At 37.7% G+C, this 19,158-nt stretch carries 18 protein-coding genes; 6 read left to right on the top strand and 12 right to left on the bottom strand.

Annotated elements, in window-relative coordinates; genetic code table 11:
* Positions 1–11: 11 nt before the first annotated feature.
* Genes AC1PJP_RS09130 through tviB form a run of 5 tightly spaced genes read right to left on the bottom strand, consistent with a single transcriptional unit; the run spans position 12 to position 5,066 of the window.
* Positions 12–1,127: a glycosyltransferase gene (locus AC1PJP_RS09130; protein WP_479766851.1), complete on the bottom strand. Its 1,116-nt coding sequence runs from the start codon at positions 1,125–1,127 to the stop codon at positions 12–14.
* 4 nt (positions 1,128–1,131) lie between these two features.
* Positions 1,132–2,211, bottom strand: coding sequence for a DegT/DnrJ/EryC1/StrS family aminotransferase (locus AC1PJP_RS09125; protein WP_479766850.1), 1,080 nt, complete (start codon positions 2,209–2,211; stop codon positions 1,132–1,134).
* A gap of 1 nt (position 2,212) precedes the next feature.
* Positions 2,213–2,791 (bottom strand): UDP-2-acetamido-3-amino-2,3-dideoxy-D-glucuronate N-acetyltransferase, encoded by a 579-nt coding sequence (wbpD, locus tag AC1PJP_RS09120; RefSeq protein ID WP_151828241.1) that lies wholly within the window; start codon positions 2,789–2,791, stop codon positions 2,213–2,215.
* The gene (locus tag AC1PJP_RS09115; RefSeq protein ID WP_013199264.1) at positions 2,788–3,738 is read right to left on the bottom strand and encodes a Gfo/Idh/MocA family protein; all 951 of its coding nucleotides are present in this window, start codon (positions 3,736–3,738) and stop codon (positions 2,788–2,790) included. The genes wbpD and AC1PJP_RS09115 overlap by 4 nt, the downstream gene beginning before the upstream one ends.
* Before the next feature lie 32 nt (positions 3,739–3,770).
* Positions 3,771–5,066 (bottom strand): Vi polysaccharide biosynthesis UDP-N-acetylglucosamine C-6 dehydrogenase TviB, encoded by a 1,296-nt coding sequence (gene tviB, locus AC1PJP_RS09110; RefSeq protein ID WP_479766849.1) that lies wholly within the window; start codon positions 5,064–5,066, stop codon positions 3,771–3,773.
* Between the two features lie 363 nt (positions 5,067–5,429).
* Between tviB and AC1PJP_RS09105 the strand changes: the two genes are divergently transcribed.
* The 5 genes from AC1PJP_RS09105 to bamJ (AC1PJP_RS09085) all read left to right on the top strand — a co-directional run bounded on the left by AC1PJP_RS09105 (position 5,430) and on the right by bamJ (AC1PJP_RS09085) (position 10,808).
* A complete protein-coding gene (locus AC1PJP_RS09105) occupies positions 5,430–6,515 on the top strand; it encodes a polysaccharide biosynthesis/export family protein (RefSeq protein WP_479766848.1) in 1,086 nt (361 codons plus the stop codon).
* A gap of 5 nt (positions 6,516–6,520) precedes the next feature.
* Complete coding sequence (locus AC1PJP_RS09100) at positions 6,521–6,955, top strand: low molecular weight protein-tyrosine-phosphatase (protein ID WP_479766847.1); 435 nt, start codon at positions 6,521–6,523, stop codon at positions 6,953–6,955.
* Between the two features lie 11 nt (positions 6,956–6,966).
* The gene (locus AC1PJP_RS09095) at positions 6,967–9,147 is read left to right on the top strand and encodes a polysaccharide biosynthesis tyrosine autokinase (RefSeq protein ID WP_479766846.1); all 2,181 of its coding nucleotides are present in this window, start codon (positions 6,967–6,969) and stop codon (positions 9,145–9,147) included.
* Between the two features lie 190 nt (positions 9,148–9,337).
* Positions 9,338–10,063: a BamJ family beta-barrel-assembly machinery protein gene (bamJ, locus tag AC1PJP_RS09090; RefSeq protein WP_479766845.1), complete on the top strand. Its 726-nt coding sequence runs from the start codon at positions 9,338–9,340 to the stop codon at positions 10,061–10,063.
* Positions 10,064–10,112: 49 nt separating this feature from the next.
* Positions 10,113–10,808 (top strand): BamJ family beta-barrel-assembly machinery protein, encoded by a 696-nt coding sequence (gene bamJ, locus AC1PJP_RS09085; protein ID WP_016139674.1) that lies wholly within the window; start codon positions 10,113–10,115, stop codon positions 10,806–10,808.
* A gap of 47 nt (positions 10,809–10,855) precedes the next feature.
* Here the strand turns inward: bamJ (AC1PJP_RS09085) and murJ are convergent, their stop codons facing one another.
* Both murJ and ampD read right to left on the bottom strand, forming a co-directional pair.
* Positions 10,856–12,406: a murein biosynthesis integral membrane protein MurJ gene (gene murJ, locus AC1PJP_RS09080; protein ID WP_171056862.1), complete on the bottom strand. Its 1,551-nt coding sequence runs from the start codon at positions 12,404–12,406 to the stop codon at positions 10,856–10,858.
* Between the two features lie 72 nt (positions 12,407–12,478).
* On the bottom strand, positions 12,479–13,048 hold the full coding sequence (ampD, locus tag AC1PJP_RS09075) for a 1,6-anhydro-N-acetylmuramyl-L-alanine amidase AmpD (RefSeq protein WP_479766844.1): 570 nt from the start codon (positions 13,046–13,048) through the stop codon (positions 12,479–12,481).
* Between the two features lie 171 nt (positions 13,049–13,219).
* On the opposite strand from ampD, the gene nadC reads away from it, so the two are divergent.
* Positions 13,220–14,065, top strand: coding sequence for a carboxylating nicotinate-nucleotide diphosphorylase (nadC, locus tag AC1PJP_RS09070; protein ID WP_016139677.1), 846 nt, complete (start codon positions 13,220–13,222; stop codon positions 14,063–14,065).
* On the opposite strand, the gene AC1PJP_RS09065 is transcribed toward nadC, so the two are convergent.
* From AC1PJP_RS09065 to AC1PJP_RS09045, 5 genes are all read right to left on the bottom strand, one after another.
* Complete coding sequence (locus AC1PJP_RS09065; protein WP_004640355.1) at positions 14,062–14,229, bottom strand: ABZJ_00068 family colistin stress protein; 168 nt, start codon at positions 14,227–14,229, stop codon at positions 14,062–14,064. The genes nadC and AC1PJP_RS09065 overlap by 4 nt on opposite strands.
* A gap of 458 nt (positions 14,230–14,687) precedes the next feature.
* Positions 14,688–16,856, bottom strand: coding sequence for a phosphocholine-specific phospholipase C (locus AC1PJP_RS09060; protein ID WP_479766843.1), 2,169 nt, complete (start codon positions 16,854–16,856; stop codon positions 14,688–14,690).
* 21 nt (positions 16,857–16,877) lie between these two features.
* Positions 16,878–17,012: a hypothetical protein gene (locus tag AC1PJP_RS09055; protein ID WP_262409250.1), complete on the bottom strand. Its 135-nt coding sequence runs from the start codon at positions 17,010–17,012 to the stop codon at positions 16,878–16,880.
* A 134-nt stretch (positions 17,013–17,146) separates the two neighbouring features.
* On the bottom strand, positions 17,147–17,863 hold the full coding sequence (gene rph, locus AC1PJP_RS09050; protein ID WP_004795487.1) for a ribonuclease PH: 717 nt from the start codon (positions 17,861–17,863) through the stop codon (positions 17,147–17,149).
* Between the two features lie 124 nt (positions 17,864–17,987).
* Complete coding sequence (locus AC1PJP_RS09045; protein WP_416697494.1) at positions 17,988–19,151, bottom strand: fatty acid desaturase family protein; 1,164 nt, start codon at positions 19,149–19,151, stop codon at positions 17,988–17,990.
* Between the last annotated feature and the right edge of the window lie 7 nt (positions 19,152–19,158).

Genomic DNA, 19,158 nt, shown 5'->3' with positions numbered 1-19,158 from the left:
TTCTTCTACAATTAATCTTTAAAAGTAATGTCATACCAAGTAGAGAAATTCTTTTCCCAACTTGATTCATTTCTAATATATGCTTTTATAGATTCAGTATTTTCTAAAGAACTTTTACAATTACTTTCTATTAAATCGGCTAAAGCCTTACCAACCTCCTCCTTTTCATTAATTAGAACCATTTTAGGTTCAAATTGTAATAAAGCATCATAAGGAAGCCAATTTCCTGTTAGTACCCATCCTCCTGCATATAAGGTTTCTTGCATTGAACCACTAAATTGATCTGTAGGTTGAATATTAATTAAAATATCAGTGACCAATCTCAACTTTGCAGCTTCGTTAAAATTGTAGAATTTTTCCAATATTGAATATTGAATATTTTTATTTTTTTTCAAAATTTCTTCTATCAAAACCCTACTTTCATTATTTCCATAGCCCATTGGAAAAATTAAATGAATTTTTTCTAATATACTTTCATTAAATAGAATAATTTGATTAAGAATTAACAATTGCTGGTGTGCAAGATTAGCATTATAGCCTACCATAATTTTTATTTTATCTATCGGCAAACCAAAGCTATTACAAAACTGACCATAATCATCTCGTCTTAAATTATCAATTTCATCCAATACTGGCAAACCAAATCTAGCGACATTTAGCTTTGTTTTAATATATTTTTTCTTTTCAGAAAAAAGTTCTTTAGTTTTTGGATTTGTAAAAACAATATTATCTGCATTTTTATAAATAATGTCTTGTAAAAATATTTTCACTTTTGAAGTGACTCTATAAAAGTCACTTCCCCATATTACTGCTACAATTTTTTTAGTTTTATTTTTTATTTTAAATATATGAGGAGCTAAAAAGAAATAAACAAAATGAATGACGACGACATCATAGTCATCATCCATTTTATCAATAATATTATTTCTAAACTCAAAAAAGTTTTTAAGTGCAGAAAAGTTAAAACCTAATTTAATCTGAAAATTCTTTTGTAGCCTAACAGCATCATTTTTACCACTTTTTCCATAAGAAATCAGGTCTACGATCACTCCTTCTTTATGGTATTGGTTAATGAAGTCCTTAACAAAAACCGAATCTCCATCTCCAATAACAAGCATTTTTCTCATTATTTTACCCTAATGCTGTAATAATTTTTTTCTGCGCATCTATACTCAAATAAGGATGCATAGGCAAACTCATCACTCTTTCCGCAATCGCATCACCGACTGGAAGCATTACACCTACATCAGCCACAGCCGGCTGTTTATTCAAAGGAATTGGATAATGCACAGCTGTAGGAATACCTTGAGCTTTTAGTTTTTCTTGAACTTCTGCACGGCCATCTACCTGAATCGTGTATTGCGCCCATGCACTAGTATTATATGACTCAATAAATGGGGTGGTATTAATACCTGCTTCATCAAATAGTTGATTATAGAGCTCTGCTACTCTTTGACGTGCTTGCATTTCGTCATCCAAAATTTCTAATTTTGGTAACAAAATAGCTGCTTGTAAGGTATCTAAACGACTGTTCACACCCACACGAATATGGTGGTAACGCTTATCTTGACCATGCCTTGCAATCTGACGAATCACTTTAGCTAGTTCATCATCATTGGTAAAAATAGCACCACCATCTCCATAGCAACCTAATGGCTTACTTGGGAAGAAGCTCGTACAAGCAACTGTACTTAGGTTACAGCTTTTACGGCCTTTATAGGTTGCACCAAAACTTTGCGCAGCGTCCTCAATTACAGGAATGCCATATTTTGCAGCAATCGCATTGATTGCATCAAAGTCTGCACACTGACCATATAAACTTACAGGAATAATAGCCTTAGTCCTAGGGGTAATTGCTACCTCTAGTTTTTCAACGTCTAAATTATATGTCTTCGGATTTACATCCACATAGACAGGCTTTGCACCTAAGAGTGCAACTGTTTCAGCAGTAGCAATATAAGTAAAACCCGGAGTAATCACTTCATCACTAGGCCCAATGCCAAAAGCCATTTGTGCAATTTGCAAGGCATCTGTACCATTTGCGCAAGTAATGCAGTGCTTAGCCCCCACATAGGCAGCTAGCTTTTCTTCCAATTCGGTTACTTCTGGACCTAAAATATATTGACCATGAGTCAAAACATTTTGAATACCCACATCAATTTTATCTTTAATTCGATTTTGTTGTGCTTTTAAATCAATAAAGTCAATCATATTAACCCTGCTTTGTCAGTGTCGTTCCATCGAGTTGATAAACTGCTCCAGTATGAGAACAGATAGCTTGGGCTTGTCCCTGCAAAGGCAAATCAATTTGCTCACCAAACTCACTCATCCAGCCAATTTGTTTAGCAGGTACACCTACCATAAGTGCATACGCAGGTACATCTTTATTAACTACAGCACCAGCACCAACAAAAGCATAAGCCCCGATAGTAACACCACAAACAATCGTACAGTTTGCCCCTAGCGTCGCACCTTTTTTTACTAAAGTGTCACGATATTGATCTTTACGCTCTATCAAAGAGCGCGGATTATACACATTCGTAAAGACCATGCTTGGGCCACAAAATACGCCCTCTTCCAAAAATACATTATCGTAAACGGATACATTATTTTGGACTTTACAGTGGTCGCCAATCACAACTCGGTTACCAACAAATACATTTTGACCTAAAGATACACCTTTACCAATTTTGGCTCCGCCGCAGACATGAACAAAATGCCAAACACGCGAATCATCACCAATTTGTGCGCCATCATCTACTATGGCAGTTTCATGTTGATAAAAGCTCATGCTTTTTTCACCTTTGCCAATAGTGGATGTGGGTTTTCTGGGTTTTCAACAATTGGAGAAACACGAATTACTTCAACTGTCTCAATCGCTGCACGATTTTCTTCAACACCGTAACCTTTGCCTTCCAATACACGCTGATAACTTTGTGTATGCAAATCGGTAAAACCACCTGAAAATTCTAGCTCTTCATTCTCAATAGTAATACTACGATACGTCAGCTTTTCACCTTGTACCGCGTTTTCTGGAAGGTTATTCGCATCAATTGATAAGAACCAACGTACACGTGCACGCTCATATTCCAAATAACCTGAAGCGGTTTTTTCATCGCGGAAATGCACTTCATTTTTAATAATTTTGCCAAAAATAAAATGCAGCATATCGTAGAAATGCACACCAATATTAGTTGCTACACCACCTGATTTATTGTCTACCCCTTTCCATGATTTTAGATACCATTTACCACGAGAAGTTAAATAGGTAAGGTCAACATCAAATATCTTATCTGCTGGCGCAGCTTGAACTTTATCGCGCAGCGCAATAATTGAAGGGTGTAAACGTAATTGTAAAATTGAGTTTACTTTAGCACCATATTGCTTTTCATATTCAGAAAGCATATTTAAGTCTTCTGAATTAAGCACTAATGGTTTTTCGCAAATGACCTCAATACCATTTTTCAAAGCATATTTCATATGCGGTGCATGAAGATAGTTCGGTGAGCAGATCGCCACATAATCTAGCTTTTCACCTTTTAGTTTTTGGTCTTCTACATAAGCTTCAAATTCTTCAAACTCGGTAAAAAACTCTGCTTCTGGAAAATGGCTATCCATAATCCCGACTGAGTCATTTACGTCCATAGCAACAGCTAAGGTATTACCAGTTTCTTTAATAGCTTTTAAATGACGTGGTGCGATATAACCAGCAGCACCAATAAGTGCAAATTTTTTCATGATCAAAACTTCAATTTAATAATAAGATAAACTTAGAGACGGAATATAGTAAAACCTGCATCGGACATTTCAGTACGGTCAAAAAGACTCTTAACATCAGCTAAAACTGGCTTTTCACAATTCATATAACTGCGTAACTCATTTGCAGAAAGTGAACGGAATTCATTATGTCCTACTGCAACAATTACACTGTCAACAGGGTTTTGAGCATCAACCTTTCCAAGTTCAATACCATATTCATGTCTAACTTCATCAGCATCCGCCCACGGATCCACAACTACAACCTGAGCTCCCCAAAACTCTAACTCTTTAATGAGATCAGCTACTTTACTATTACGAATATCAGGACAATTTTCTTTAAACGTCACCCCAAGTACACCAACTTTTGCACGCGGTACATCAATACCATTTTGAAGCATAAGCTTAATGGTGTTACGCGCCACATAACGTGCCATGTTGTCATTAATACGGCGGCCTGCAAGAATTACTTGGGGATGATAACCCACTTCTTCTGCTTTATGAGTCAAATAATAAGGGTCAACTCCAATACAGTGTCCACCTACCAAACCAGGACGGAATGGTAAAAAGTTCCATTTACTACCTGCTGCTTCCAAGACATCTAAAGTGTCGATACCGATACGATCAAAAATTACAGAGAGCTCATTCACTAAAGCAATATTTAAATCACGTTGCGTGTTTTCAATGACTTTTGCGGCCTCAGCCACTTTAATACTAGATGCTTTATGTGTACCAGCAGTAATAATGCTGGCATATACTGCATCTACAGTATTTGCTACCTCTGGTGTACTGCCACTGGTAATTTTTTTAATTTTGGTTAGCGTATTAACTTTGTCGCCTGGATTAATACGTTCAGGGCTATAACCAGCAAAGAAATCTTGATTAAATTTAAGACCAGATATCTTTTCTAATATTGGAATACATACTTCTTCAGTTGCCCCTGGATATACTGTAGATTCATAAACTACAATATCGCCTTTCTTTAAAGCATATCCAACAGTTTCACTTGCTTTTTTTAATGGGGTTAAATCAGGACGATTCACCTGATCTACAGGAGTAGGAACCGTTACGATAAAAAAATTACTTTCTTTTAAATCATCTAAATTTGCACTAAAACTTAATTGTTCTGATTTTTTAAGTTCTTCTGGAGAAACTTCTAGAGTATGATCTTGACCACTCTTTAATTCATTAATACGACTCTGATTAATATCAAACCCAATTACTGATCCTTTTTTCCCAAACTCAACTGCCAATGGCAAGCCTACATATCCTAAACCTATAATCGCTATTCTTAAATCGGCAAGTTGCATAAAAGTTAGCCTTTTTCCTTACAAGATTGTATATATTAAATATATGTTGCATGTTAACTGGATATCGTCGAGCGTAACTATATCAGTTTTTTTCTATTCTCCGTATTGCAATTGTATAAAAGTGTTTACAATACGATGTCTTTTCGCCTTAAAAACTAAATAAATTAGTGATCAAAAAATAGGGTATTAATTATTTTTTGGCAAAAATAAAGTATGTAGATAAACTAAACATACAAAGCTATACGTTTTTTCTATGTTTTTTCATTTTTTTTAGGCTAGAATCCATTCATTCTGCGTTTAATAGACACTTGTTACTATGCAGTGGACAATATCAATTAAAGATAAATACACAAAGGGTTGCGTGTGAAGTATTGCCAGTTTTTTTCTGTTCTTGCCTTAAGTTTGAGTGCTGCCAGCTGTGCAGTAACTTCTGGTTTACAAACTTACGATGTTCCGAATGAAGGTATTTATAAAACAGACCTCGGAACTACAGTTAATGTAGTTAAAATTTCTCAAGAAACTTTACCAGCGATTCAACCTGCTCAAGTTGACTATCAACGTGACTATGCGACCTTATTTAAAAATCAGAATCCTGTTTATCGTTTAAGTGCAGGTGATATATTATCCATTCAACTTTGGGCTTATCCTGAAATTTCTGGCAATACTTCTACCGATCCGAAAGTCAATGGTTACACTATCGATCAGGATGGTTATATTCAACTACCTTTAGTTGAACGGTACAAAGCTGCAGGAAAAACATTAGCTCAAATTAATAGAGAATTACGTAATAAATATTCTCAATTTTTAAAAACACCAGATGTGGTCGTACGTGTACTGTCTTATGAAGGTCAACGTTTCTCTGTTCAAGGTAACGTCACTAAAGGTGGACAATTTTATTTAAGTGATCACCCTGTAAGTATTTACACAGCACTTGGTATGGCTGGTGGTGTATCTACATCTGGAGACAACACGTACATTCAACTTATTCGAAATGGTCGAACCTATAATTTAAATACGATTGATTTAGAAAAAGCTGGTTATTCATTACATAAGCTATTGGTACAGTCTAATGATACGATTTATGTAAGCAATCGAGAAAATCAGAAAATTTATGTGATGGGCGAAGCTGGCAAAAATCAGGCAATTCCTATGCGTGATCAAGGCATGACTTTAACTGATGCATTAGGTGAAAGTTTAGGTATAAATCCATTATCTGCTAGCGCTAGCCGTATTTATGTTTTACGTACCAATCCAAATGATCGTACAACTGAACTCTACCATTTAAATTTAATGAGTATTGGCGACTTTGGTTTAGCCAATCAATTTAAATTGCGCAGTAATGATATTGTCTACGTTGATGCTACAGGCTTGACTCGTTGGCAACGTATTATTAATCAAATTGTTCCTTTCTCAAATGCAATTTATAGTTTTGATCGTTTGGGACAATAGTTTATATGCACTTTAAAAATATTCTCGTAGTTTGTATAGGAAATATCTGTCGTAGTCCTATGGCAGAGTATCTCTTAAAACAGCAACATCCACAGTTAAATATTGAATCGGCTGGTATATCAGGACTCGTAGGGCATCAGGCAGATAATAAAGCACAGCTATGCATGCAACGCTTAGGTATTGATATGCAACCACATATTGCACGCAAACTTAGTGCTGAACATCTTAAAAAAGCTGATCTGATTTTGGTTATGAGTCATAACCAACAAAAACATATTGAACAAACATGGCCCTTTGCAAAAGGTAAAATCTATCGATTGGGTCACTGGCAAAACAAAAATGTGCCTGACCCCTACCAGCATGATCAAGCTTTTTTTGATGAAACTTGCCAACTCATTCAGCAATGCGCGGCTGACTGGAAATCTCATTTTAACGTTTAGATTTTAAGCTTATGAACCAAAAAACTAATACTGAAGATACAATTGATTTAAAAGAATTGTTTTTCTCATTGATCGCACAATGGAAACTTGTTGCTTTATGTACTATTTTGAGTTTGGTATGTGCTTTGCTCTATTTACGTGCAACACCAGATATTTACTCAGTTGATGCTTTGGTTCAAGTAGAAGACAGCAAAGGAGCTTCTGCTGCATTATTGGGTGATCTATCTAACATGATGGAACAAAAGTCACCCGCGCAAGCAGAAATTGAAATTCTGAAGTCTCGTTTGGTTTTAGGCTCTGTCATTAAAGATTTACATCTGAATATTCAGGTCTCTAGTAAAGAAAATACCTTAACCCATCGTTTATTGACTAATCCTCAATACAAAACAGAATATAATAAATCTGTTACCTTTAAAGATGGAATAAAAAAATTTGAAATTCGCCAGTTTGAAATTCCACCATATTATTTAGATAAAAATTTACTTCTAAATTTTGATAAACAGTCTTTACGTTTAAGTGACCCGAACACGGAACAAACCATTTTAACTGTACCACTTAATCAGTTAAACCAAGTTTCAGGCCCTCATGGAACTTGGAAAGTTGCTATCTTTACCAAAGATCAATTTGATGCAACTTATAATATTAGAAATCTTTCCTTACCCGCAGCAGTAAATGCAATAAGTTTAAATTATTCAGTTGCTGAAAAAGGAAAACAAACAGGCATCCTTGGTCTAAATTATCAAGGCCAAGACAAAGAGCATATTACACAAGTCTTAAATGCAATTTTAACAGCTTATAGCGCACAAAATATCGAGCGAAGAACAACAGAAACAACCCAAACTTTAAAGTTTCTGGATGAACAACTTCCTGACTTAAAAAAGCAATTAGACGATGCTGAACGTCAATTTAATAAGTTCCGTCAACAATATAATACAGTTGATGTAACCAAAGAATCTGAGTTGTATCTAACTCAAAGTATTACTTTAGAAACTCGAAAAGCGGAGCTTGAACAAAAACAAGCTGAAATGGCATCTAAATATACTGCAGAGCATCCAGCAATGCGTGAAATTAATGGCCAGATTACTGCTATTAACAAACAAATTGGTGAATTGAATAATACTTTAAAACAATTACCGGATGTACAACGCCAATATTTGCAACTCTATCGTGAAGTAGAAGTTAAAACTCAGCTCTATACAGCTTTATTAAACTCTTATCAACAACTTCGTATTGCTAAAGCAGGAGAAATTGGTAATGTGCGTATTGTTGATACAGCTGTTGAACCTATTGCTCCAATTAAACCACAAAAATTTCTAGTTCTTATCTTATCAATATTTATTGGCGCGTTTATTGGTATATTATTTGCCTTATTACGTAATATGTTACGTACGGGAATTAAAGATTCTAGCCAAATTGAAAATGAATTGGATTTACCCGTTTATGCGACTGTACCACGCTCTCCAATTCAAGAAAGTCGCGTTAAAATTTTAAAGAAGAAAAAGAATATTCCTATTCTTGCTGTTAAAAATAGTGATGATATTGCAATTGAGAGCTTACGTAGTATCCGTACTGCAATTCACTTTGCATTAGCGAGTGCGAAAAATAACATCATTATGATCGCAGGTCCTTCACCAGAAGTAGGTAAATCATTTATTTCGACTAACCTTGCAACAATTTTTGCACAAGGTGATAAACGTGTATTACTGATTGATGCCGATATGCGTCGTGGTTATATGCATAAATACTTTGATATTGATGTTAAGCCAGGTCTTTCTGAATTATTAAGTGGACAAGCTGATCTACAAAAAGTTTTGCATAAGACTCCTGTGGCAAACCTTGATGTGATTACGCGTGGTAAGAGCCCAACAAATCCTTCAGAGATTTTAAGCTCAAACCAATTTAAAGAATTACTTGAACAGCTACAAAGCCAATATGACCATATCATTATTGATACTCCGCCAGTGTTGGCAGTAACTGATGGTATTATTATTTCGCAATACACAGGTGTAAACTTAATTGTTGCCCGTTATGCTAAATCACAAATAAAAGAGCTTGAATTAACACTTAACCGCTTTGAACAAGCGGGTGTTAAAGTCAACGGCTTTATTCTCAATGACATTCAACGTGCTAGCGCAGGCTATGGTTATGGTTATAACTATGCCTATGCTTATAAAGCACAAAAAGAAGATTAATCGTAAAGTGATAAGAGAACCGGATCAAATGATCCGGTTTTTTATTTAAGATTTTTTTAAGTATATCCCTACTAAAACTAACTAAAATATATAAAAAACCACTCGTTTTTTTTCTTAAACATTCTATGCTTAAGCATGCTAAGATCAAAAGCAGCCTTTTAGACTCAAATGATTATTTTTGGAACCTTTTATGAGTAAAGCCTTACCCATTGCTGTCGCTGTAGTTTTAGGCGGTGCTGCACTTGTACCAGTTTATTATGCAAGCCAACATCCGACCACAGAAGTCGGAAGCAAGGCAAATAAAAATGCCTCTCCAATTGAAAAAATCAGTTATGTTCTTGGATATGAAGTTGCTCAGCAAACTCCACCTGAGCTAGATACAAAAGCATTTGTGAAAGGGATTCATGATGCTCGTAGCAAGCAACCAAGCGCTTATACTCAAGAAGAGTTAAAAGCTGCTGTAGCGGCTTATGAAAAAGAATTGCAGCAAAAAATGCAACAAAAAAATAAACCAGAGCAAGCTGCTGGTGCTACTCCTGAATCTGCAGATGCGCAGTTCCTTGCAGAAAATAAATCAAAAGCTGGCGTAAAAACAACAGCTTCTGGTTTGCAATATATCATTACTAAAGAAGGTACTGGCAAACAGCCAACAGCTCAGTCAGTTGTTAAAGTACATTATGAAGGTCGTTTAATTAACGGTCAGGTTTTTGATAGTTCTTATAAACGCGGTGAGCCAGTTGAGTTCCCTCTTAATCAAGTTATTCCAGGCTGGACTGAGGGACTTCAATTAATGAAAGAAGGTGGTAAAGCGACTTTCTTCATTCCATCAAATCTTGCCTATGGTCCTCAGGAAGTTCCTGGCATTCCAGCAAACAGTACACTGATCTTTGATGTAGAACTTATTTCAGTGAAATAAAAACATTCAGGAGAGTAGAACACTACTCTCCTTTTTTTTGGAAAACGGCATGAAAAAAATCGGTTTAATTATTGCAGCATCAACCATGAGTTTATCTGTTTTTGCTGCAACTCCTATAACGAATAAAAGCCCAGCAAAAGAACAATTTAGTTATAGTTATGGCTATTTAATGGGTCGTAATAATACGGATGCGCTAACAGATCTGAATCTTGATATTTTTTACCAAGGTCTCCAAGAAGGTGCTCAAAGTAAAACAGCACGCTTAACTGATGAAGAAATGGCGAAAGCGATTAATGACTATAAGAAAACATTAGAAGCCAAACAACTCGTCGAATTTCAAAAAACAGGTCAACTAAACGCTCAAGCAGGTGCGGCATTTCTTGCTGACAATGCAAAAAAATCTGGTGTGATAACGACTAAATCTGGTCTCCAATACCAAGTGTTAAAAGAAGGTAATGGACAAAAACCGAAAGCTACCTCTCGCGTTAAAGTGAATTATGAAGGTCGTTTACTAGATGGAACCGTATTTGATAGTTCTATTGCTCGTAATCATCCAGTTGAGTTTCAGCTCAGCCAAGTCATTGCAGGTTGGACAGAAGGTCTACAAACCATGAAAGAAGGCGGAAAAACACGTTTCTTTATTCCTGCCAATCTTGCTTATGGTGAAGTCGGTGCTGGTGACACGATTGGTCCAAATAGTACTTTAATTTTTGATATTGAATTACTACAAGTTTTACCAAAATAAATTCATTAGATATAAAAAAGCGATCATTTAAGATCGCTTTTTTTATTTTAGTGTTTTAAGTCTCTAGGACGAAAACCGGTAATGATTAAAACGACCAGATAAGCAACTACGCCAACAACACACAATCCCACTACTTCGGCAATACGCAACCACTGTGAAAGCTCACCGTTATACCAATTTAATGCAAACCAAAGTGCTGCAATCATGGCAAGGTTCGCCAAACCATATTGAAGCCCTAATTTTTTCCAATGCGAATCAAATCGGAAAATATTACGTTTGTGTAAATAGAAGTAGAGTAGACCCGCATTTACCAAAGCCGAGCCTGAAGATGCCAGTGCCAGTGCCATATGTTCTGCATGCCAATCAATCAGCTTAAAGAAACCAATAAATACAACGTTTAAAATAGCATTAGCTGCGACCGACATTAAACCGACACGTACTGGTGTTTTGGTATCTTGCTGTGCATAAAAACCAGGTGCAAAGACTTTAATCAGCATAAACGCAATCACGCCTGCACTCATACATTGCAGAGCAAGTGCTGTCATTTGTGTATCACGTAGATCAAACTCTCCACGCTGGAATAATGCCTGAATAATTGGTGTAGAAAGCATAAATAAAGCAATACTTGCTGGTAAGCCAACTAATACAATAATTTTTGCAGCCCAATCGATCATACCGCGGAATTTTGCTTGATCTTGTTCTGCATGACGGGCAGAAAGTGAAGGTAAAATCACTGTACCAATCGCAACGCCAATTAAACCTAACGGCAACTCAGTCATACGCTCTGCACTATAGAGCCACGACACTGAACCATCTTGCATAAAAGAGGCCCAAATCGTATTTAATAACAGGTTAATCTGGGTAACAGATACCCCAAATAATGCTGGAAGCATTAATTTTAAAATGCGTTCTACACCTTCATGTTTAAAATCAACTTTAGGTGGAATCAGTAGGTTTTTACGCCACAATTCAGGAATTTGTATAGCTAACTGTAATATCCCTGCCACGACCACTGACCAACCTAAGGCTTTGATGGGTTCAGCCATATACGGCGTAAGCCACCATGCACCTGCGATCATCGCAACATTCAGTAAAACCGGCGAAAAAGCCGGTGAAGCAAACGAACCATAACTATTTAAAATACTGCTGGCAAAGGCAGTCAGTGACATAAATAATAAATAAGGGATGGTTAACCGGAACATGCTGACTGCTAAATCGAACTTTTCAGGATCGCTATGGAAACCCGGTGCGTACATATAAATGATCGCGGGTGCTAAAACCATAGCCACAAAAGTCAGTAAGGTCATCACTGTTAGCAAGCAACCAAATACTCGACTAATCAAGATCTGTACTTCAGCGTGTGCTCGACCTGTTTTATATTCAGTTAATACTGGAATAAAGGCCTGAGAAAAGGCCCCTTCGGCAAACAATCGTCGAAAGAAGTTGGGAATACGAAAAGCGACGACGAAGGTATCAAAATCTTTACCTGCACCAAACACGTTGAGCAATACGACGTCACGTACAAGCCCTAACACTCGTGACAACATCGTCATTGCACTGACAATAAAAGTCGATCGCCACAATGCCATCGTACTCACCTACAGCTATATTCGAAAGACGCTATTGTAATGAAACTAGAAAATCTTTTCGTTGTGAAATGATGAATGAACTCAACTTTTTTTCTGAACTAACAGTTGTCTAAAGTACTGCCATTTAAAATAAGGTCCCGGATCGGTTTTTCGGCCTGGCGCAATGTCCGAATGCCCTGCTATATGGTTTTTAATTTCGGGATAAGCCTGACGAATAGCCTTAACCACATCGGTTAATACTTCGTATTGTACTTCTTCAAAAGGTAAATCATCACTTCCTTCAAGCTCTATCCCAATTGAATAATCATTGCATTCTACTTTGGCTAAATAGCTCGAACGTCCTGCATGCCATGCCCGATCATTAAAATTAACAAATTGTAGGACTTCACCTGTTCGTAAAATTAACAGATGTGTAGAAACTTGCATGCCTTCAATGGTCTGGAAATAAGGATGCACTGACCAATCTAATTTATTTTGAAAAAACTGCTCAATATATCCACCTCCAAATTGAGATGGTGGCAAGCTAATATTATGAACGACGATCATTTGAATTTCGGTACCAGTCGGCCGCTGGTTAAAATTTGGAGAAGGGATTTGTCTCGCCCCTTTTAATTGTCCATCTATAACTTCATACGGTGTGATTTGCTTCATTGAGATGCCAATAAATTACTTGCCAATTGTTTTAGTTTAAAGCAGTTATCTACTTTTCAAAGCAGTAAATGCGATTGTTTATCGCGATTAATCTCATAAAACAGCTTATTTTTAAAGTCGACGGTGCTAATATATCGCAAGTTTTAGGGTCATCTACAAAATGGAAACCGTATGAGCATACCTCAGTCTTTGCTTGAACAATCAATTCAAATCAATATTCAACAAGCATTACAAGAAGATATTGGGGACGGTGACATTACCGCTATGCTCACACCTGAAGATGAGCAGGCAACCGCGACGATTATTAGCCGTGAAGATATGGTTTTAGCTGGCCAACCTTGGGTCAATGCACTCATCTCAGCTTATGACAATACTGTACAGGTAACTTGGTTAAAACAAGAAGGTGACCGTGTTGCTGCAAATGAAGCCTTTTTAAAACTTGCAGGCTCTGCACGTAGCTTACTTACTGTAGAGCGCCCTGCTTTAAACTTTATTCAAACTTTGTCTGCTGTTGCAACAAAAACTGCTGAATATGTTCAACATCTTGAAGGTTTAAATACAAAACTTCTCGATACGCGTAAAACCTTACCAGGCTTACGTATTGCACAGAAATATGCTGTGGCTATTGGTGGCGGACAGAACCATCGTCTCGGTTTATTTGATGCATTCTTAATTAAAGAAAATCATATTATGGCGGCGGGTGGTATTGCTCAGGCAATTGAAAAAGCACATCAAATTGCACCGGGTAAACCTGTTGAAGTCGAAGTTGAAACTTGGGATGAGCTAAATCAAGCGCTTGAAGCTGGTGCAGACATTGTTATGCTCGACAACTTCAGTCAACAGCAAATGATTGATGCTGTAAAACATGTTGCAGGCCGTTGTAAACTCGAAGCATCAGGCAATATCACCATTGAAAACTTGCGCGAAGTTGCCACTACTGGTGTTGACTACATTTCTATGGGTGTACTAACCAAAGACGTTAGAGCTGTTGATTTATCAATGCGTTTTAATGCTTAAATAAAGTCTACATCGTTATTGGTATTTTTTTGCGACTTGGTCATGTCTGCTGCTTGTGTTTTTTGCCATGCTGACTGAGTCGCTTGTGCCCCGTTATCTCGGGGGTCGGCAGCCATTAAAACAAATGTAACTACTGCTAGTAATACAATAAAACCTTGTAGCATAAATTTTCCCCATTACTTTAAAAATTAGGGTTTCAAGGTAAAAGATAAATATGACGAGGCTTAGGAGATTCTGTTACAAAAGGTAAGCCTTTATTTTTATTATTCATCTATAAAGCAGAATGTGACCTTTAAAAATTTTATAGAATGGTCAAACCTAATATTTATGGCAGTCACAGCTGCCATCCTTTAGTTATATTTCCCAAATTTAGCTTGTGCTAGATGTCATCTACAACCTGCCCAAAATCTATAAATATATTTTTTTTGCAATAAATCAAATATATGCAGAAAGAGAACAGGTTTTGTAGATGACAAATGCATTTGGTTACTTTGGGCGAAACCAAAGTAACAAATTAGCTACTTCTACTGGATGAATAAACGATAAGACTCCGTCGTGATAGCTAATTTAAAATAATGATTAATCTAAGACTTCAGCTTAATCATTCATCCCTTACAGCAACTTAAGACTCTACATAACCCATATACGGATCAGAAATTGAATCTTCTTGAGTTTCTATACGTCCTGCAAAACGGCGGCTAAACGTCGCATCATCAGCTAATGTCACAGTGAAGTCGTACCAACCACCAAATTCAGACATATCCCAAACCAGTTCTTTTTCAGAACTATTCGTTTCTATAGTCCACGTTTTATTTGGAAGATAAGCATTTGCTTTGACTGTGAGCTTGACTGACTTATTACCGTCGTGACGTACTTTTAAATACAAATTCGCATCACACTCTTCCACACAGACTCTAATTTCTGGTAATGCTTGGGTTTGATTGGCTTGGATCAAATTACCTTTAAACGCGCGGTGGAAACCATTTGGACCGAGTACCCATAAATCGTACTGTCCATTTATAGTATTCCACACGTCATCAAGCTGTTTACCCACCTCAACCATATAGCGACGAGGAGCTACCGTAAGATCTAATCGGTTATACACATGAAAAACAGCTGCCTGCTTACCCGTATTTGAGAACATCAGCTTTACAGTCTTTTGTGCTGCATCGACTTTGGCACTGGTGTGTAAAATATATGGCAAAGCACGTGATGGTCGAATTCCCATTTCCTGCTGAGGAAATTGTTGCTGGCTCGGAACAGGAACTTGTGGCAATAAAGCTTGAGCAACACGAATCGCATCGGCTTCGGCTTTTGTTTTCTTCCCATCTAGTTCAGCAACAGGCAGAAGATTCGGGGTTTTAAAATTAAATGCTGTCGTTAAATCACCACATACGGCACGGCGATATGGGCTGATATTCGGTTCTTGCACACCAAAGCGTTTTTCTAAGAATTGTAAAATAGAGGTATGGTCAAAGACTTGTGAATTCACCCATCCTCCACGGCTCCACGGTGAAATCACATACATAGGAACGCGTACTCCCGGCCCATACACCCGCCCGTCTGTAGCGGGTTGAGATTTTGAAGTCGCTACTGCTGGATGGTTAAAGTATTCATAAGATATTTGCTGATCACTTAATGTAGTTTTTCCATATACGACACCGTTTATATCTTTAAAGGGTGCACTCGGTGAAGGAACATGGTCGAAGAAACCATCATTCTCATCAAAGTTCACCAATAAAACGGTTTGGCTCCACAATTCAGGATTTTCAGTTAATGCATTTAATACTTCCTGAATATACCAAGCGCCTTGTACAGGACTAGATGGCCCCGGATGTTCACTGTAAGTTGCAGGAGCAACTAACCAACTCACTTGCGGTAATTTACCTTGTGCAATATCAGCTTTAAAAGTTCCTAAAAAACCACCGTCCGGCATAGTATTGGCAATACCTTTGTAAAGTGGTTGAGTCGCATCAATCTTTTCATCGTATGCTGGACACGTTAGCGTGTCGTTACTGACAGGCTGACCCGATTGCTCATTTGCACGGCGATACTGTTTGAAACCAGCTAACGGGTTATCGGTAAAGTTATCCGGCATGTTTTGATAAACTTTCCATGTCACCCCAGCCTGCTGTAAGCGTTCAGGATAAGTCGTCCATTCATAACCTTCTGTTGATGGTCCAATCCCATCAAATTCATTTACCACACTAGCCACACCTGCGCCTGTAGGACCATTAGTACCCGTCCAGATAAATTTACGGTTAGGGTTAGTACCTGCATGCATAGCACAGTGGTAAGCATCACAAATCGTAAAAGCATTGGCTAAAGCAAACTGATATTCGACTTCCTGTTTTTTGTAGTAGCCCATCGACTGCGGTTTTTTATAAGCCACCCAATCACTCATGCGACCATTGTCCCAAGCTGCTTGGCCATCAGACCATGAGTGAGGCGTTCCTGAAACGCGCTGAGCATTCCCTAAACGACTGTCGAGATGGTAAGGCAATACTTTATTTTTCTTGGCATCGTATTGCTCCCAAACCTTTCGACTTTCTGTCATTGGAATAGTAAAGCGGTCACCGAAACCCCGCACGCCTTTTAGTGTTCCGAAATAATTATCGAATGAGCGGTTTTCCTGAGTCAAAATCACGATGTGCTTAACATCTTGAATAGTTCCACTTTCAACTTTGGCATCAATAGCCAGCGCTTTTTGAATACTCAAAGGGAAACTCGCTAAAGCAGCGGTTCCAAACATGGTTTTTGTAGAATTTAAAAGAAATTCGCGACGATTCATTAGTTCTATCCTAAGTTCTTATTATGGTGCACAGTGCATTTTGCAATTACTGGTTGGCGGTGTTGTTGGCGATGAATTGTCTGAGTCGTTATCATCGTTACAAGCACTGAGCAGAAGTGCTAAAGAAGTAATTAATAGAAGTGAAAGTTTTCGCATCAGTTTTTTCCAAACGGTTTAAATGCGAACTACTAATAACGTGTAAAAGTGACAGACAAGTGATGTTTTGATGTCGATTTCATGAAGACATAAAAAAACACATCCGAAGATGCGCTTTTTTAGAAAGTGTAAAATTACCAGCCTAAAGCTTCTTGTTGCTTTTTAATGAGCTCGGCAATTCCCTTTTCAGCCATTTCTAACATGTCATTGCTTTGTGCACGGGTAAATGGTTTATCTTCGGCTGTACCTTGAATTTCAATAAATTCGCCTGCTTGTGTCATTACCACGTTTAAGTCCGTTTGACAGTTCGAATCTTCTTCATAGCAAAGATCAAGCAATACTTCGTCTTGATACATACCAACAGAAATTGCAGCAACTAATCCTTTAAGCGGATCATGCTTAATTTTCTTTTGAGACAATAAAACATTCATCGCATCAACTAACGCTACAGCCGCGCCAGTGATTGAAGCGGTACGCGTACCACCATCAGCTTGGATCACATCACAGTCGATGGTAATCGTGTTTTCGCCAAGCTTTTTCAAATCGACCATAGCACGTAAGCTACGTCCAATTAGACGCTGGATTTCCTGTGTCCGGCCTGACTGTTTACCACGTGCTGCTTCACGGTCACAACGTGAATGTGTTGAACGCGGTAACATGCCATATTCAGCAGTGACCCAGCCCTGTCCTTTTCCTTTTAAAAAACGTGGAACCGAATTATCGATACTTGCAGTACACAATACTTTGGTATGACCAAATTCAACCAGAACTGAACCTTCTGCGTAACGGGTGTAGTTACGTGTGATTTTCACTTCACGTAACTGGTCTAATGCTCTTTGGTCAATACGCATAATGATTCCTTAAAACAATGGCACAAATATAATTGCACCGTAGTATATCTCAATTACACGTACTTTCCCTTTTACTTATTGGTAAAGAGCATCGCTTAATAACTCAAACAATGCTCTATCTTTATTAAGCAGCTTTGCCAAACATGCCTTTCACTGCCTCAACAAAGGTCCGCTTAGTCGCCACCAAACGATCAACCACATTATCAGGTAAAGAGTGTACAGCCAGACGTTTATACACACTCAAAATTTGAGATCCAAAGGGCGCGGTATTGTATTGTTGACCGAACTCTGCACAAACTTCACGTACTTTAGGTGCCATCTCTTGATAGCGGTTGGCAGGTACATCAGGAAACAAGTGATGTTCGATTTGATGGCTCAAGTTACCGCTCAAGAAATGCATAATCTTACCGCCAGTAAAGTTTGCTGAACCACGAATCTGACGTAAGTACCACTCTGCTTTAGTTTCATTATCAATATTGTCAGTGATAATTTCAGAATCTTCTGTGAAATGGCCACAATAAATCACGGTCGATGCCCAGTAGTTACGGATCAAGTTAGCAAAAAAGTTACCAGCCAATACTGGCAGGAACATTGGTCCTGCAATGAGTGGGAACAGCACATAATCTTTACCAAACTGACGTACCATTTTTTTACGTAGATTTTTAGATTCTACATATACTTCTTTCCAAGTTTTGGTGCCATCAAACAACACTTTTTCCATCTCTAGACGTTGCAAAGCTAATAGCCATTCAAAACCCGTTGACAATACAAAACCCATTGGCACGTTGAATAAAAAACGGGTTTCCCACTTTTGCTCACGGCTCATGCGCATCACACCATAACCGCTAATATCATGATCCATGCCAAACACATTGGTATAAGTATGATGCTTATAGTTATGGGTATATTTCCAGTCTTCACCAGTACACACCGTATCCCAGTCATAGGTTGCACCGTTAAGCGTCGGGTCATTTAACCAATCAAACTGACCATGCATCACATTATGACCGAGTTCCATGTTTTCAACGATTTTAGATACGCCCAGCATAGCTGTACCTAACAACCATACTGGTGGAATCCAACCACCAAACATCAACATGCCACGTGATGCAATTTCGGTGTAGCGTACAAAATTACGTACTTTATAAATATATTTTGAATCTTTTTCACCGAGATCTTTCATCACTTCAAGACGAATTTCTTCAATACGGCGACCAAAAGCTTCTGTTTGCTCTGGGGTTAAATGTGCCGATTTTGATGTTGCTTTAAGTTCTACTGCCATATTCATAATGGTA

Source organism: Acinetobacter sp. V116_7 (assembly GCF_056735735.1).
The sequence above is the reverse complement of the archived record's forward strand: the minus strand, read 5'-3'. Positions and strand labels throughout refer to the sequence as shown.

Excerpts from the sequence above, each read along its gene's own strand:
- AC1PJP_RS09130 (WP_479766851.1), bottom strand. The coding sequence starts at position 1,127 with ATGAGAAAAATGCTTGTTATTGGAGATGGAGATTCGGTTTTTGTTAAG.
- AC1PJP_RS09125 (WP_479766850.1), bottom strand. The coding sequence starts at position 2,211 with ATGATTGACTTTATTGATTTAAAAGCACAACAAAATCGAATTAAAGAT.
- wbpD (WP_151828241.1), bottom strand. The coding sequence starts at position 2,791 with ATGAGCTTTTATCAACATGAAACTGCCATAGTAGATGATGGCGCACAA.
- AC1PJP_RS09115 (WP_013199264.1), bottom strand. The coding sequence starts at position 3,738 with ATGAAAAAATTTGCACTTATTGGTGCTGCTGGTTATATCGCACCACGT.
- tviB (WP_479766849.1), bottom strand. The coding sequence starts at position 5,066 with ATGCAACTTGCCGATTTAAGAATAGCGATTATAGGTTTAGGATATGTA.
- AC1PJP_RS09100 (WP_479766847.1), top strand. The coding sequence starts at position 6,521 with ATGCACTTTAAAAATATTCTCGTAGTTTGTATAGGAAATATCTGTCGT.
- AC1PJP_RS09095 (WP_479766846.1), top strand. The coding sequence starts at position 6,967 with ATGAACCAAAAAACTAATACTGAAGATACAATTGATTTAAAAGAATTG.
- bamJ (WP_479766845.1), top strand. The coding sequence starts at position 9,338 with ATGAGTAAAGCCTTACCCATTGCTGTCGCTGTAGTTTTAGGCGGTGCT.
- bamJ (WP_016139674.1), top strand. The coding sequence starts at position 10,113 with ATGAAAAAAATCGGTTTAATTATTGCAGCATCAACCATGAGTTTATCT.
- ampD (WP_479766844.1), bottom strand. The coding sequence starts at position 13,048 with ATGAAGCAAATCACACCGTATGAAGTTATAGATGGACAATTAAAAGGG.
- nadC (WP_016139677.1), top strand. The coding sequence starts at position 13,220 with ATGAGCATACCTCAGTCTTTGCTTGAACAATCAATTCAAATCAATATT.
- AC1PJP_RS09065 (WP_004640355.1), bottom strand. The coding sequence starts at position 14,229 with ATGCTACAAGGTTTTATTGTATTACTAGCAGTAGTTACATTTGTTTTA.
- AC1PJP_RS09060 (WP_479766843.1), bottom strand. The coding sequence starts at position 16,856 with ATGAATCGTCGCGAATTTCTTTTAAATTCTACAAAAACCATGTTTGGA.
- AC1PJP_RS09055 (WP_262409250.1), bottom strand. The coding sequence starts at position 17,012 with ATGCGAAAACTTTCACTTCTATTAATTACTTCTTTAGCACTTCTGCTC.
- rph (WP_004795487.1), bottom strand. The coding sequence starts at position 17,863 with ATGCGTATTGACCAAAGAGCATTAGACCAGTTACGTGAAGTGAAAATC.
- AC1PJP_RS09045 (WP_416697494.1), bottom strand. The coding sequence starts at position 19,151 with ATGAATATGGCAGTAGAACTTAAAGCAACATCAAAATCGGCACATTTA.